The 14,575-nt window shown below is 73.7% G+C and carries 12 protein-coding genes; 8 read left to right on the top strand and 4 right to left on the bottom strand.

Annotation, left to right across the window (positions count from 1 at the left end; translation table 11 throughout):
- Positions 1-13 precede the first annotated feature (13 nt).
- From ACFPL3_RS25370 to ACFPL3_RS25355, 4 genes are read right to left on the bottom strand one after another with little or no spacing between them, the layout of a single operon-like run.
- Complete coding sequence (locus tag ACFPL3_RS25370; RefSeq protein WP_343939174.1) at positions 14-3,118, bottom strand: glycoside hydrolase family 38 N-terminal domain-containing protein; 3,105 nt, start codon at positions 3,116-3,118, stop codon at positions 14-16.
- A gap of 14 nt (positions 3,119-3,132) precedes the next feature.
- A complete protein-coding gene (locus tag ACFPL3_RS25365; RefSeq protein WP_343939176.1) occupies positions 3,133-3,942 on the bottom strand; it encodes a carbohydrate ABC transporter permease in 810 nt (269 codons plus the stop codon).
- Between the two features lie 10 nt (positions 3,943-3,952).
- The gene (locus ACFPL3_RS25360; protein ID WP_343939178.1) at positions 3,953-4,879 is read right to left on the bottom strand and encodes a carbohydrate ABC transporter permease; all 927 of its coding nucleotides are present in this window, start codon (positions 4,877-4,879) and stop codon (positions 3,953-3,955) included.
- Positions 4,876-6,177, bottom strand: a complete 1,302-nt coding sequence (locus tag ACFPL3_RS25355; RefSeq protein WP_343939181.1) for an ABC transporter substrate-binding protein — start codon at positions 6,175-6,177, stop codon at positions 4,876-4,878. The genes ACFPL3_RS25360 and ACFPL3_RS25355 overlap by 4 nt, the downstream gene beginning before the upstream one ends.
- Positions 6,178-6,294: 117 nt before the next feature.
- Between ACFPL3_RS25355 and ACFPL3_RS25350 the strand changes: the two genes are divergently transcribed.
- From ACFPL3_RS25350 to ACFPL3_RS25315, 8 genes are all read left to right on the top strand, one after another.
- Positions 6,295-7,989 (top strand): class I mannose-6-phosphate isomerase, encoded by a 1,695-nt coding sequence (locus ACFPL3_RS25350; RefSeq protein ID WP_343939183.1) that lies wholly within the window; start codon positions 6,295-6,297, stop codon positions 7,987-7,989.
- Positions 7,986-8,849, top strand: a complete 864-nt coding sequence (locus ACFPL3_RS25345) for an ROK family protein (RefSeq protein ID WP_343939185.1) — start codon at positions 7,986-7,988, stop codon at positions 8,847-8,849. Before ACFPL3_RS25350 ends, ACFPL3_RS25345 begins: the two co-directional genes overlap by 4 nt.
- A gap of 11 nt (positions 8,850-8,860) precedes the next feature.
- Positions 8,861-9,895 carry a LacI family DNA-binding transcriptional regulator gene (locus tag ACFPL3_RS25340; RefSeq protein ID WP_343939187.1) on the top strand — a complete coding sequence of 345 codons (1,035 nt, stop codon included), beginning with the start codon at positions 8,861-8,863 and terminating at the stop codon, positions 9,893-9,895.
- A gap of 69 nt (positions 9,896-9,964) precedes the next feature.
- Positions 9,965-10,495, top strand: coding sequence for a hypothetical protein (locus ACFPL3_RS25335; RefSeq protein WP_343939189.1), 531 nt, complete (start codon positions 9,965-9,967; stop codon positions 10,493-10,495).
- Between the two features lie 74 nt (positions 10,496-10,569).
- On the top strand, positions 10,570-11,313 hold the full coding sequence (locus tag ACFPL3_RS25330) for a MerR family transcriptional regulator (protein ID WP_343939191.1): 744 nt from the start codon (positions 10,570-10,572) through the stop codon (positions 11,311-11,313).
- A 21-nt stretch (positions 11,314-11,334) separates the two neighbouring features.
- On the top strand, positions 11,335-12,180 hold the full coding sequence (locus ACFPL3_RS25325; RefSeq protein WP_343939193.1) for an ABC transporter substrate-binding protein: 846 nt from the start codon (positions 11,335-11,337) through the stop codon (positions 12,178-12,180).
- A gap of 4 nt (positions 12,181-12,184) precedes the next feature.
- The gene (locus ACFPL3_RS25320; RefSeq protein WP_343939195.1) at positions 12,185-12,877 is read left to right on the top strand and encodes an ABC transporter permease; all 693 of its coding nucleotides are present in this window, start codon (positions 12,185-12,187) and stop codon (positions 12,875-12,877) included.
- On the top strand, positions 12,874-13,911 hold the full coding sequence (locus tag ACFPL3_RS25315) for an ABC transporter ATP-binding protein (protein ID WP_379589677.1): 1,038 nt from the start codon (positions 12,874-12,876) through the stop codon (positions 13,909-13,911). The genes ACFPL3_RS25320 and ACFPL3_RS25315 overlap by 4 nt, the downstream gene beginning before the upstream one ends.
- Positions 13,912-14,575: the final 664 nt, after the last annotated feature.

Raw genomic sequence — 14,575 nt, 5'->3', positions numbered from 1 at the left:
GGGGCCGGGGTGATCACCCGAGGGCGAGCAGCACGCCAGCCGTGCCGAGCCGGGGCAGGTCGACCACGGCCGTGTCGCCGTCCACGGTCAGCTCGCCGGTGCGGTCGCCCAGGTACGTCGCCGCCCATGCCGCCGCCACCGGCACACCGATGCGCACCCGAGCCGCCACCGGCTCCTCGGCGTAGGACTGCAGCCGCAGCAGCACCCCGTCCGGCGCGCCGGTCACGGCGACGAGCCGCACGCGGTCGTCGGAGAGCTCGATCAGCGAACGCTCCGGCGCGGGCTCGACCGAGGAAGGACCCGCCGCGAGCACCCCGTGCACCGGAAGCGTCAGGTCGGCGGCCGTGCGGACGCCGAGCCCGGACGGCGACAGCCGCTCCCCGGCCCGCCGCACGCCCACCGCGTAGTGCACGGACGCGGTGAAGCCCTGCTGGGACGGGAAGTTGGTGTCCCAGATGTTGTTGTGCACCCACGAGTAGACGGTGGCGGGCTCGCGCGGGGTGGTGGAGTCCGGGAACGGGGCGTACGGCAGCGCGATCGTCTCCGGGTGCACGAGCGGCGCCTCGTCGGTGGCCCACGCCACCGCGTGGTCCCCGTCGGCGATGCTCACCCAGTTCCGCACGGCGCGCATGTGCTGCGGGGCGCCGGGCACGTGGTCGAGGCCGTCGCCGGTGAGCGCGCCGGTGATCTCGTAGCGGACGGTCGGGTCGTCGGCCGCGAACGGGAACGCGAAGAACGCGCTCTCCTTCGTCATCGTCAGCGGCTTCGACAGGCGGTTCTCGATGTCGAGGCGGGCCTGGTCGCGGCCCAGGCGCAGCGTGGTGCGGGCCCAGCGCACGCCGTCGGCGGCGTACTCGTAGACGAGCCGCTGCTCCACGCCGGTGTCGACGCGCTCGATGAACGCGGCCGGCCGGGCGAGGGTGCGGCTGCCGAGCAGCTCCAGCTCCGGCGACACGGCGGTCTTGTTCGACTGGTGGTTGTAGCCGCCTGCCGTGGTGTAGGTGTCGTAGACGTAGGCGTTGAAGCCGACCACGGCGTCGGCGTTCACCAGCTCGCGGCCGGTGGCGAGCTCCACGATCGACGCGATGCACGCCCGGGACAGGTCGACGCGCACCCGCAGGTGCTCGTTCTGGATGACGAGCGGGTCGGGGTGCTCGGCCGCCACCGGGGCGGACGCCTCCGCCTCCCCTTCCGGCGTGACCACATCGAGCCGCACGTGGCCCAGCGGCGGCACGTCCGGCACGTGCACGGTGACGATCCGGCCGGCGTCGCGGTGCTTCGGGTTCTGCTGCCCGGCCACGGTGATCGGCAGCGGTTTGCCGGTGCGCCCGTCGCGCACCTCGATCGTGCGGTCCAGCGGCACCCGGCTCTCGCGCACGAACAGCCGCACGGTGGCGGTGCGCGCCAGGGCGGTGGTGTTGGTGGCGTAGTAGGTGACCACGGCGTCGGTGCTCTGCGGGAGCACCTCGCCGAGCCGGGCCGCGGCGTGGTCGGTGAACGTGGCGGCGTCGTCCTGGGCGTGCACGCCGTGGGCGTACTTCCAGTGCCACTGCTGTTCCCCGGAGTGCATGCCCTCGTCGCCGTCGGTCCAGGGGTTGGACGCACCCCAGGTGTGCTCGTTGAACAGCGAGATCGAGCGGTAGACGCGGTCGGAGTGCTCGGCCTCGTCGGCCAGCGACGACCCGCCGAGCAGGGCGGACATGCCGCTCATCGTCTGCGCCCCGGTGACGGCGGCCTGCGCCTTGCGGGTCATCGCGAGCGGGCGGGCGCCGGAGCCGACGCCCTCGACCCACCAGTCGCCCCAGTCGCCCTCGAACTCCTGGATCTGACCGTCGAGGCGCTCCTCGGCGTCGCGGAAGAAGTCCTCGTTGCGCGACAGGCGCAGCCGCGGGTACAGCCACGTCTCGTTCCAGCGGGCCACCGTGTCGGCCATGATCAGCCGCGGCGGCGCGTTGTCGCCGAACATGCCCTGCACGCGCAGGTGCAGCACGTCCCACGGGTAGGGCTCGCGGTCGTGCACGGCGTCGCCGTGCCAGCCGAACATCCCCGGCGGGAACGGGTAGGGCCTCGTGGCCAGCGCGGTGAGGTAGGCCGGCAGCAGGCCGTCCACCTCCTCGTAGGAGGTGTCGAAGCCGAGCACCGAGCCTTCCATGTAGGCGAGGCCGTGGGGGCTGTCGGTCATCCAGGTCAGCACCGAGTTGCCGGCGGGCGAGCGCCAGCGGAACAGCCGCGGCAGGTGCTGCCCCCCGTTGAGATGGGGCACCGAGCGGCCGGCCCAGTTGTGGGCCACCGACAGGTAGCGCACGCCGATCTGGGCGAGCGCATCCGGCAGGCCCGCGACGGTGCCGGGCACGTCGGTCTGCATGGCGGAGGTGAACTCCACGCCGTAGCGCCCGCGCACGATGCGCGCGAGGCGCAGCAGTTCGTGCAGCTCGTCGGTGGAGCAGGTGTCGGTGTGCAGGTTGTAGGGCAGCGCGGTGAGCTCGATCTGGCCCGCGCGGACGTAGTCGACGAACTCCCGCACGCGTTCCGGGGAGCGCGCGGCCGCCCACTGCTCGAACGACCACAGCGACTCGACCGCCCACCGGAACTTCGCGTCGTCGGGCCGGTCGGCGGTGGCCCGGACGAGGTCGAGGCAGGAGTCGAGGAACGCGACGTGCTCGGCGAGCACGGTGCCCTGCGGGTCGGTGTAGCCGATGTCGAGGTGGCTGTGGTGGACGAGGTGGATCGTCCACTCCCGCACGGGCGCGAGCGCCACGTCCACCGCGGCGGCGGCGTCGGCGTCGAGCGACGGGATCGCGAGCCGCAGCGCCGTGGGCGCGTCGACCGCGGGCACCAGCAGGCGCAGCGACCCGGGCGGGCCGTCGACGCCCTCGACCGGCACGGCGGAGCCGCCCCCGGTGCGCAGCTGGACGTCGTCCGCCCGCAGGTCGGCGAGCCCGTCGACCTCCACCCGGATCGCCTGGCGCCGGGGCCCGCCGCGCAGCAGCTGCTCGGTGACGACGCGGACGGTGCGGCCGCCGAGCGAGCCGCGGCCCGCGGTGGCGAAATCGACCATCCCCGCCTTCGCCTTGTCGGCGGACCAGGGGGTGGCGGCGATGAGTGCCTTGGTCGTCATGGGTCCTTCCGGGATCAGGAGGTGAGCTTCAGGCTTCGCGTGAAGAAGCGCTGGAAGGCGAAGAACAGGATCACCGTGGGCAGCGAGGCCACGAGCGCCCCGGCGAGCACCACGGGCGGCCCGACGTTGGAGTAGTTGCTGGTGAGGTCGGCGAGCGAGGCCATGGCGGGCCGCACGTTAGGGCTGGTCGAGAGCGTGATCCCGAACAGCAGGTCGTTCCAGATCCAGGTGAACTGGAACAGGAACGCCGCCAGCATCGCGCTGCGCACCAGCGGCAGATGGATCGAGACGAACATGCGCAGCCAGCTCGCGCCGTCGAGCGCGGCCGCCTCGCGCATCTCGCGCGGCACGGTGGTCATGTAGTTGCGCACCACGAAGAACGCGAACGGCACGGCCAGCGCGGCGTAGATCAGCAGCATCCCGTACTGCGTGTCGTACAGCGCGGTGGTGGCGTACCCGCCGAACAGGGGCGCCAGGAACATCTGCAGCGGCAGGATCGTGCCGACGTAGATCACCCAGAACCACAGCGCCGGCCGCTTGACCGGCATCACCACCACCGCGAACGACGCGAGCGCGGCCACCACCACCGCGATGAGAGCCCCGAGCACGGCGTAGACGAGGCTGTTGAGCATCCCGTAGCCGACGTTGGCCTTGGCGAACGCCACCCCGACGTTGTCGAGGAACCCCCACGACTGGGGCCACCACGCCGGTGTGCCGGTGTAGTCGGCGGCCGCGGTGAACGAGTTGACCACCAGCAACCAGGTCGGCACCAGCCACAGCAGCGCGGTGGCCACCAGCACGACGGCCTTGATCGCACGTCCCATCCCGGTCTCCTCAGTTCGCCTGCAGCTGGCGGCGCAGGTACAGCCAGGACACCGCGACGACCACCACCGTCAGCACCACCGCGACGGCGGCGCCCGCGCCGTAGCGGGCGAGGGTGAACGTCTCGCGGTACATGGTCAGGGCGAGCGTCTCGGATGCGGTGCCCGGGCCGCCCTTGCTGAGCAGCCACACGATGTCGAAGGTCTTGAGGCTGTTCACCACGGAGATGCCGACGACCACCACCGTGATCGGCCGCAGCTGCGGCAGCGTGATGTGCCAGAACAGCCGGAACCCGCTCGCGCCGTCGAGCTTCGCGGCCTCGATCGTGGAGGGCGGGATCGCCTGCAGCCCGATCAGGAACAGGATCACGGCCACCCCGGTGCCCTGCCACGTGCTCGCCACGATCATCACGACGGTGTTGAGCGGCCACTCCAGGAGCCAGCCCTGCTCCAGGTGGGCGAGACCGAGCGCGGCGAGGGCGGCGTTGAGCGCGCCGTCGTCGCGCAGCACGAACGTCCACACGACGGCGGTGGCCGCACCGGACAGGGCGTAGGGCAGCACCAGGCTGAACCGGGCGAGCGCGCCCCAGCGCAGCTCGTGGGTGCCGACCGCGATCAACAGCCCGATCAGCACCGGCAGGGCGAGCGTGCCGACCACCCACATCAGCGTGTTCACCAGCGTCTGCCCGAAGCCGGAGCTGGTGAGGAGCGTGACGTAGTTGTCGAGGCCGACGAAGGTGCGGCTCAGGCCGTTGTCGTTGAAGAAGCTGCGGTAGGCCGTGTCCAGGAACGGGACGATCATCAGCACGCCGACGAGCGCCACCGCGGGCGCCAGGAACAGCGCGACCGCCAGCACGGAACGCGGGCCGCGCCGGGCCGGGCCGGCCGCGGGCGTGCTCGCCGGGCGCTCGACCTCGGCGGCGGGGGTCAGGACCGTCATGCCCTCCAGGCCTTCCACTCGGCGTCGGCGCGGTCCTGCATGTTCCGCAGCACGGCGATCCCGTTGTCGACGGTGGGGGTGACCATGAACGCGCTCAGGTCCTGCACGTTGCCCTCCACCAGCACCGGCGGCGAGGCCTCCCAGTAGCGGGTGACCTCCCGCGGCCGCACCCGTTCGACGTCGCGGGCGAGGTCGGTCACGAGGCTCCCGGTCGGTAGGGCGGCCGGGTTGGCCGAGGCGTCGCCGAGCCGGTCCACCCACGCCTGCTGCACGTCGGTGGCGAGCCACGCGTCGGCCACCGCCATGGCCTGGTCGTGCTTGTGCGCGTTGGCCGAGACGCACAGGGCGGCGCTCTCCACCACGACCGCCTGCTCCGCGCCCGGATCGACCGGCGGCAGCAGGAACATCCCGACGTCCGCGGGGCCCAGACCGGCTTCGGTGTAGCTGTTGACGTTGAAGGTGCCCGCGAGCGCCATGCCGAGCGTGCCCTCGGCGAACCGTCCGGGGAAGTCGGAGGCGTCGACGTCGGGTTCGGAGAAGAAGCCGTCGGCGTACATCCGCGACCACAGCTCCATCGCGGCCGTCGCGGTGTCGTCGAGGTAGCTCGCGCGGCCCGCGGTGACGTCCTCGTAGAAGTCCGGGCTGTGGCCGATCAGCAGCTGGGTGAACCAGATGATCGACTCCCAGGTGGTGGCGCCGGGCGCCCCGATGGGCGTGACGCCCGCGTCGCGCAGGGTTGCGGCCACGTCCACGAACTCGGCGAACGTCGTGGGGACGGCCACGCCCGCATCGGCGAACGTGCGGCGGCTGAAGAACACCGGGTAGTAGGTCTTGTAGAGCGGCAGCGCCCAGGCGCGGCCGTCGAAGCTGAAGGACCCCCGCATCGACGGGTTCACCCAGCCCTCGGCCTCGGCCTGGTCCCAGACCGCCGAGAGGTCGGTGACGATGCCACCGCGGGCGATGTCCTGGAGCCGGTAGCCGTTCCACCACTTGAACAGGTCGGTGGTGGCGTCGGTCTGCGCCGACATCCGGACGATCTGCTGGTAGGTGCTCTGGTTGGGCACCGCACGCACGGCGAGCCGGGAGCCGGTACGCCGTTCGAGCACCGCGGACGCGGCGTCGTAGGCCTCGGACCAGGTGGCGACGTCGTTGTTGAGCGTGAGCACGTTGCCGGGCGCGGGGCGGGTGTAGCTCCCGCGCGCGCAGCCGGTGGCCGCGGCCAGCGCGCCGGCGCCGACGAGGCCGAGCAGTGTGCGGCGGGCGAGCCCGCGGGGCGGGCAAGGCGGCCGATCGATCATCGGGCCTCCGGTCGTCGGTGAGCGGGTTGGACGCAAGGTATCGGTAACATCCCAGTTGAGCAAGAGTCCTGCAGCAACCTAAGGTATCCGTATCTCGACCTGCTGTGAGGAGTACGGATGACCGGTCCCGGTTACGAGCCCAGCCCGCGCTACCCCGCCGTCGGCGGCGCGGTGAGCACCGGATGGGACGGGCCGGTCGCCGAGCTCCCGGCGGCGCCGCTCACCCTGGCCGTCGACGGCCCGGCCACGCAGGACTGGGCGCGGCTGGCCGCCGACGTCGCCGCGAGCCTGCGCACCCGGTTCGCCCGCGTCGAGGCGCTCGACACGGCCACGCTCCTCGCCCCCTGGGAGGCCGTGGTGGAGCGCACCACCTCGGCCGAGCTGCCCGACGACCCCGACTTCGCCCGTCTCGCCGAGGGCACGCTCGCCGACCTGTTCGACGTCCGCGACCACGACGGGCCACCCGCCGACGGTGTGCTGCTCGTCCACGGGCCGGGCGCCGCGCTGCTGCCCCACGACGTGCTCTGGTACGCCGACCGCCCCAAGCGGTACGCGGAAGCCGAGATCACCGGCGGCACCGGGCGCAACCTCGGCCAGCGCACCGGCGCAGGCACCACCCGCAGGCTGTTCTACGTGGACTGGCCGCTGCTCGACCGCCACCGCGACGCGCTGCTCGCCGACGTCGACCGCTGGTTCGACGTGCAGGACCCCGCGCGGCCCACGTCCGTCGACGGCGCCACCCTGCGCCGCACCGCCGCCGACCTCGCCGGGCGCCCGTTCCGCACGCGGCCCTGGTTCAACTCCACGTCCTGGGGCGGGCACTGGGCCCAGCAGGAGCTCGGCGTCCACACCGACGCCCCCAGCACCGCGCTGGGCTACGAGCTGATCGCCCCGGAGAGCGGCGTGCTGCTCGGCGACGAACCCGGCGCGCAGGTGGAGATCCCGTTCGCCGCCGTCGTGGCGCTGCACCCGGCCGAGGTGCTCGGCGCCGACGTGCACGCCCGGTTCGGCACATCGTTCCCGGTGCGCTTCGACTACCTCGACACCGTGGGCGGCGGCAGCCTCTCGGTGCACTGCCACCCGCAGCCGGACTACATGGCGAGCGTGTTCGGCTGGCCCTACACCCAGCACGAGACCTACTACGTGATGGAGACGGCGGGCGGCCGCTCGATCTACCTCGGCCTGCACGAGGACGTCGACGTCGAGGCGTTCCACGCGCAGGCGCACGCCGCCGACCACGACGGCGCGCCGTTCGACATCACCGACCACGTGCAGGAGCACCCGGCCACCGCCCACCAGCTCTACCTGGTGCCCGCGGGCACCCCGCACGGCAGCGGCGAGGGCAACGTGGTGCTGGAGATCAGCGCCACGCCCTACCTGTACTCGCTGCGGTTCTACGACTGGCTGCGCCGCGACGCCGCGGGCAGGCAGCGGCCGGTGCACGTCGAGCACGCCTTCCGCAACCTCGACACCGCCCGCCAGGGCAAGGCCGTGCACGAGCAGCTCATCCAGGACGCCCGCGAGCTGCGCGGCGGCGACGCGTGGAGCGAGGAGCTGCTCGGCGCCCTGCCGGAGATGTTCTTCGAGGTGCGCAGGCTCGTCCTCGACGCGGGTGGCACGGCCCCGCTGCGGACGGGCGGGAGCTTCCACGTGTGGACCGTGGTGGAGGGCGCGGGCGCCGTGTTCACCGCGGGAGCCCACACCCACCGGCTCGCCTACGCCGAGACGCTCGTGGTGCCCGCCTCCGTCGGCGACTACGCGGTGGCGGCCGCCGACGGGCGCACCCGCCTGGTGCAGGCTCTCGTGCCATGACCGGCACCCCCGCGCTGGAGATCGGCGGCACCCACGTCTCCGCCGCCGTGATCGGGCCGCCGCCGTGGACCGTGGCGGACGCGCAGGTGCACCGCTCGCCGGTGCGCGCCGACGGCACGGCCACCGAGATCGTCGACGACCTGCTGCGCGGCGCGGCGGCGCTCGGTCCCCGGCCGGGCGCGCGCTGGGGCGTCGCGATCCCCGGACCGTTCGACTACGCGGCCGGGATCGGGCGGTTCACCGGTGTCGGGAAGTTCGACGCGCTGCGCGACGTACCGCTCGGCGAGATCCTCGCGAAGGAGCTCGACGCGGCCGAGGTGGCGTTCCTCAACGACGCCCACGCGTTCGGCATCGGCGAGTGGCGGGCGGGCACGGCGCGCGGGCACGACAGGGTGCTGGTGCTGACGCTCGGCACCGGCGTCGGCAGCTGCTTCCTCGACCGCGGCACCCCGGTCGACACCGGCCCCGACGTGCCGCCCGAGGGCCGGGCCGACCTGCTCGCGATCGACGGCGCGCCGCTCGAGGAGACCGTCTCGCGGCGGGCGCTCCTGGCCCGGGCCGGCGCCGCCCCCGGCGTCGACGTGCGGGATCTCGCCGACCGCGCCCGCGCGGGCGACCCGGCCGCCGCGGCACTGTTCGGCGACACCTTCGGCGCCCTCGGCCGGGCCATGGCGCCGTGGGTGCGGCGGTTCGGCGCATCCCTCGTGGTCATCGGCGGGGCGATCGCGGCATCATGGGACCTGGTGGCCGCCCCGTTGCACGCGGGTCTGGCCGGCGACCGGGCCGAGGTCCCGGTGGTCCCGGCGTCCACTGCGCACGCCGGGCTCGTCGGCGCTGCCTGGTGGGCCCACCGGATCTGAGGGGGGACGGCGTGTCGTCGACGGTGCCCGGACGCACCCCGACCATGCGGGACGTCGCCGCGCACGCCGCGGTGAGCCCGATGACGGTCTCGCGCACGCTGCGCGGCGACCCCCGGGTCTCGCCCGAGATGCGGGAGCGGGTGCTCGCCGCCGTCGAGGCGCTGCGCTACCGCCGCAACGACCTGGCGCGCGGCCTGCGCACCGGCCGCTCCAGCGGCCTGCTGGGTCTCGTGATCACCAACCTGTCCAACCCGTTCTACTCGGAGCTCGCGCTCGGCGTGGAGAGCATCGCCTCCGCCGCCGGGATGCGCGTGGTGATCGGCAACACCGGCGGCGACCTGGAGCGGGAACGCCTGCTCGTCGACGACATGGCCTCCCGGCGCGTCGACGGCATCATCGTGGTGCCCGCCGGGCACGACCACTCCCACCTCGACCCCGACGCCCTGCACGGGCTGCCCGTGGTGCTGGCCACCCGCCCGCCGAGCGGGCTGGACGTCGACTGCGTCGTGGTCGACGACTTCGGCGGCAGCCGCCGGGCCACCGCGGCGCTCGTCGCGCAGGGCCATCGGCGCATCGGCTTCCTCGGCCTCGGCCGGTCCGTGTGGACCGGTGCCGAGCGGCTGCGCGGCCACTGCGCCGCGCTCGAGGAGGCCGGACTCCCCGTCGACGACGCGCTGCTGCGCAGCGTGCCCGCCGACCCGGGCGCCGCCGAGGCCGTCGCGCTGGAGCTGCTCTCCCGCGACGACCCGCCCACCGCCCTGTTCGCCGCGAACAACCGCAACACCGTCGGCGCGTACCGCGCGATCGCCGAGACCGGATCGGCCGCCGCCCTCGCGGGCTTCGACGACGTCCCGCTGGCCGACCTGTTCGCCGCGCCGATCGACGTGGTCACCTACGACACCGGCGAGGTGGGCAGGCGCGCGGCCGAACTGCTGCTCGAGCGCATCGAGGGCGAGGAGCCACCCGCACACCCCCGCCTCGTGACGATCGGCACCACGCTCAAGCGCTACCGGCCGCTGGGCGCGCCGCACCCGTCCGGCGGCTGACCCACCCGTTCGGAGGGATCACCCACGCAGGGCAGGGCGGCAACGGGCCGCGGACCGTACCGTCGGCCCATGTCACCGGCCCGTGACATGAGACGAGGCCCGCCGGCCGGTCACGACCTGCGGATCTCGCTCACCGTCGAGCAGGACCACGATGGCGTGCTCGTCGCACGCCTCGTCGTGGACGAGCCCGACGGCCTGCGGGTCGAGGTCGAGCTCACCGGTGACGAGCTCGCGCTGCTGCTCGCGGGCGAGACCCAGGAGGTACCAGGGCAGGTCAGCGAGCCCGTGCTCGAACCCGAACCGCCGCCCGAACCGCCGCCCGAACCGGAGGACGTCGCGCCCGCGGCACCGTCACCGGCTCCCCCGCTCGCGTCGCACGGCACCGACCTCGACGATCCGCCCCCGGGCACGGAACCGATCGCCCGCAGCACCGACGTCGCGCTGGGTGAAGCCGTGCTCGCCTTCATCCGCGGGCGGTGGCGCGACGCCGTGGTGGTGCGGCGCGACATCGGCAGCCTGCTCGTCACGTACTCGCGCCCGGGTTCGTTCGGGCGGGTGCAGCAACGGCTCGCCACCAGCCGGGTCCGCAGGAGGACGTGACGGTCGTACCCCCTTGACCATGCCGCAACGGCACGGTGTCGACTGGTGCCCGGACGCGAACGGAGGGGGCATTCGTGGCGTGGAGCACCCGGGAGATCGCCGAACTCGCCGACACCACGGTGCGGGCGGTTCGGCACTACCACGACGTGGGGCTGCTCGAGGAACCCGAACGCCGCGCCAACGGCTACAAGCAGTACGGCGTGACGCACCTGATCCGCGTGCTCCGCATCAAGCGCCTCACCGACCTCGGCTTCTCCCTGTCCCAGATCGCGGCCATGGGCGACGCCGACGAGCACCCGGCGGACGCCCTGCGCACCCTCGACGCCGAACTCGCGGCCACCATCGACCGGCTGCAGCGGATCCGCCTGGAGCTCGGCATGATCCTGCGCCAAGCCGCGCCGACCGACCTGCCGCCCGAGTTCGCCCCCGCGGTCAACGCGGCGGAGCTCTCCGACGCCGACCGCTCGTTCCTCGTCGTCATGAGCCGGGTGCTCGGCCCCCGCGGCCTCCAGGCGTTCAGCGAGCTGCTGCGGGACTCACCGACCGACCCGACCGACCGCGAGTTCGACGACCTGCCCGCCGACGCCGACGAAGAGACCCGCCAGGCGCTGGCGGAGCGGCTGGCCGCGCACCTGCGCCGCATCCTCGCCGGCCACCCCGGGATCCGGGACGTCAGCGCGGACGCGCCGGGCGGGTCGCGCTTCGCGGACCGGACGGCCGCCCAGGCGCTGCGGGAGCTCTACAACCCGGCGCAGCTCGACGTGATGGTGCGGGCCGACCGCCTGGTCCGGGAGGCGGAGGACCGCGAACGCGGCTGAGCTCCCTTATAGTGCCGTGCTGTGCGAGCACAGTTGCAGGCAGCAGTTCTGGGGATCGTCGTGCTGGTGCTCGCGGCGTGCGGGTCATCGTCTGCGGCAGGGCCGTCCGTCGAACGCTCGCTGATCCTCGCCACCACCACGAGCACCCAGGACTCCGGCCTGCTCGACGAGCTCCTCCCCGCCTTCACCGAAGCCACCGGATGGACCGTCAAGCCGGTGGCGGTGGGCAGCGGGCAGGCCATCGAGATGGGTCGCCGCGGTGAGGCCGACGTGCTGCTGGTGCACTCGCCCGCCGCCGAGGAGGAGTACGTCGCGGAGGGCACCGCCGGCCGGCGCCTGCTCGTCATGCACAACGACTTCGTACTGCTCGGGCCGGCGGACGACCCGGCAGGCATCCGCGGCGCCTCCGCCGCCGACGCCATGCAGCGGATCGCCGCGGCCGGGGCACTGTTCGTGTCCCGCGGCGACGACTCGGGCACCCACGCCCGGGAACGGTCGCTGTGGGAGAAGGCGGGCGTCGCACCGGGCGCCCCCTGGTACCAGGAAACCGGCCAGGGCATGGGGGCCACGCTGCGGGTGGCCGCGGAGAAGGCCGGCTACACCCTGTCCGACCGCGCGACCTACCTCTCCCAGTCCGGCGGGCTCGCGCTGCTCGTCGAGGGTGATCCGGGGCTGCTCAACGTCTACCACGTCATCGAGGTGACGCAGCGCGCAGGCGAGCGGGTGCAACCGGAGGCCGCCGCCGCATTCGCCGACTGGATCACCGGCCCGGACGCGCAGCAGCGCATCGGCGAGTTCGGCATCGCCGAGTACGGGCAACCGCTGTTCGTGCCGGACGCGGGCAAACCCGACCCCACCGCCACCTGACCCGATGGACGTCCTGCTCGACGGCGTGGTGGGGGCGCTGGCGCTGCTGTTCTCCGGCGACGAGGAGACCTGGGCGATCACCCTGCTCACCCTGCGCGTCTCGCTCGGTGCCACGCTCGTCGCGGCGCTGATCGGGGTGCCGCTCGGCGCGACGATCGCGCTCGGCGCGTTCCCCGGCCGCCGCCTGCTGCTCGCCGCCGCCAACACGGGCATGGGGCTCCCGCCGGTGGTCGTCGGGCTCGTCGTCACCGTGCTGCTGTGGCGCAGCGGCCCGCTCGGCGAGCTGGGCCTGCTCTACACGCCCACCGCGATGGTGGTGGCGCAGGCCGTGATCGCCACGCCGGTGGTCGTCGCGCTGGTGGCGGCCGCGCTGCAGCAGGTCGACCCCGAGTTCCTCGTGCAGATGCAGGGGCTCGGCGCGAGCCGGCTGCGCGCGCTCGCCGCGCTCGGCGCCGAGGCGCGGCTGCCGCTGCTCGCCGCGGGCATGGCCGCCTTCGGGGCCGTGGTCAGCGAGGTCGGGGCCGCGCAGATGGTGGGCGGCAACATCGCGGGCCAGACGCGCGTGCTCACCACGGCGGCGGTGCTCGCCACCAGCCGCGGCCAGTTCGGGCTCGCGATCGCGTTCGGGCTGGTCCTGCTGCTGCTGGCGTTCGCCGTGAACCTCGTCGTCACGCTGGCCGGGCAGCGTGGGCCGTGACCGCCCGGATCGGCTGCCGCGACCTGCGGGTGAGCGCGCGCGGGAACGAACTCCTGCACGTCCCCGCCCTCGACGTCGCCGCGGGAGAGGTGCTCGCCGTGCTCGGGCCGAACGGCGCCGGGAAGTCGACGCTGCTGCGCGCCCTCGGTCACCTCGGCGGCCTGCACCGCACCGGCGACGTGCTCCTCGACGGCCGTCCCGCCGGCTCCCGCGAGCTGCGCGCCGCCGTCGCCGCGGTGCTGCAGCGGCCGATCCTGCGCCGCGGCACGGTGGCGGCCAACGCGGCGGCCGCGCTGCGGTTGCGCGGCGTCGGGCGCGCCGAGGCGCGGCGCCGGTCCGCCCCGTGGCTGGACGCGCTCGGGGTCGGGCACCTCGCCCCGCGCTCGGCACGCACGCTGTCGGGGGGCGAGGCGCAGCGGGTGGCGATCGCCCGCGCGCTCGCCGTCGAGCCGCGCGTGCTGCTGCTCGACGAGCCGTTCAGCGGCCTCGACGCCACCACCCGCGCCGACCTGCTCGCCGACCTGCGGGCCGTGCTCGACGGGCTGGACACCGCCACCGTGCTGGTCACCCACGACCGGGACGAGGCCGTGGCGCTCGCCGGGCGCACCGCCCTGCTCGTCGCAGGGCGGATCCGGCAACTCGGGCCCACCGGGCAGGTGCTCGACCAGCCGGTCGACGTCGACTGCGCCCGCCTCGTCGGGTTCACCAACGTGCTGCCGCCCGCCGTCACCGGCCACCCCGACCTGTACGTCGTGCGCCCCGAACACTGCTCCGCGGTGAACGGACAGCCCGCCGACCTGCGGATCCCCGGCACCGTGCGGCGCGTCGTCCCGCTCGGCGGCGTCACCCGGGTGGACGTGGACACGGCCGCAGGCACCCTGGCCTGCCTCGCCCCCGGCTCCGACGCCCTGCCACCCGGCGGCGCCGCGGTGGTGGCCGTGGCCGAGCAGCACCTGCGCCGCGTGCGCACGCGGGAGGACGCGCCGGAGCCAACGCCCGCGACCCGCACCCCCGCGTCGGGTCAGGTGCGCTGAGTCGCCACACGATCAACAGAACTCCAAGGTCCGTCCACCCGCACTGGCGTACGGCTCACGCCGCCGACAGCCCCCCACCTAGATCACCAGCACACCACGGTCGAGCAACCACGCTGACGTACTGCTCGCGCAGGCCACACCGCCACCACCAAAGGTCACCAGCACGACGAGGCCATCCGACCGCGCTGACGTACTGCTTGCGCCGACCGGCCGGACGTCACAGGGCCTCGAGCAGCACATTGCGGGCAGCTCATGCCTCGCCCGGATCACAGCCCCACTGCGACGATCAACAGCACCTCACGGTCGGACCGACCACCCTGACGTACTGCCCGACGACGAACTCAGCGCCCCCACCAAGATCATCAGCACACCACGGTCCCGCACCCACGCTGACGTACTGCTCGCCCTGACCACACAGCTCTCGCCAGAGATCACCAGCACACCACGGTCGAGCAACCACGCTGGCGTACTGCTCGCGCATGCCACACCGCCACCATCAGAGGTCAACAGCACGTCAGGGTCGCCCGACCGCACTGACGTACTGCTCGCGTTGACCACCTCACCGCAGACCGGGATCAGCCGTACATCAGGGTCGGACCGGCCGCGTTGGTGTACTGCTCGTGTTGATCGCGCCGCCGCCAGGTGTCCGCCGCACATCAGGTCA

Origin of the sequence: Pseudonocardia zijingensis, assembly GCF_042657305.1 — a bacterium.
Classification (GTDB): Bacteria; Actinomycetota; Actinomycetes; order Mycobacteriales; family Pseudonocardiaceae; genus Pseudonocardia; species Pseudonocardia zijingensis.
This window is presented reverse-complemented; position numbering and strand designations above follow the sequence as displayed.

Excerpts from the sequence above, each read along its gene's own strand:
- ACFPL3_RS25370 (WP_343939174.1), bottom strand. The coding sequence starts at position 3,118 with ATGACGACCAAGGCACTCATCGCCGCCACCCCCTGGTCCGCCGACAAG.
- ACFPL3_RS25365 (WP_343939176.1), bottom strand. The coding sequence starts at position 3,942 with ATGGGACGTGCGATCAAGGCCGTCGTGCTGGTGGCCACCGCGCTGCTG.
- ACFPL3_RS25360 (WP_343939178.1), bottom strand. The coding sequence starts at position 4,879 with ATGACGGTCCTGACCCCCGCCGCCGAGGTCGAGCGCCCGGCGAGCACG.
- ACFPL3_RS25355 (WP_343939181.1), bottom strand. The coding sequence starts at position 6,177 with ATGATCGATCGGCCGCCTTGCCCGCCCCGCGGGCTCGCCCGCCGCACA.
- ACFPL3_RS25350 (WP_343939183.1), top strand. The coding sequence starts at position 6,295 with ATGACCGGTCCCGGTTACGAGCCCAGCCCGCGCTACCCCGCCGTCGGC.
- ACFPL3_RS25345 (WP_343939185.1), top strand. The coding sequence starts at position 7,986 with ATGACCGGCACCCCCGCGCTGGAGATCGGCGGCACCCACGTCTCCGCC.
- ACFPL3_RS25335 (WP_343939189.1), top strand. The coding sequence starts at position 9,965 with ATGTCACCGGCCCGTGACATGAGACGAGGCCCGCCGGCCGGTCACGAC.
- ACFPL3_RS25320 (WP_343939195.1), top strand. The coding sequence starts at position 12,185 with ATGGACGTCCTGCTCGACGGCGTGGTGGGGGCGCTGGCGCTGCTGTTC.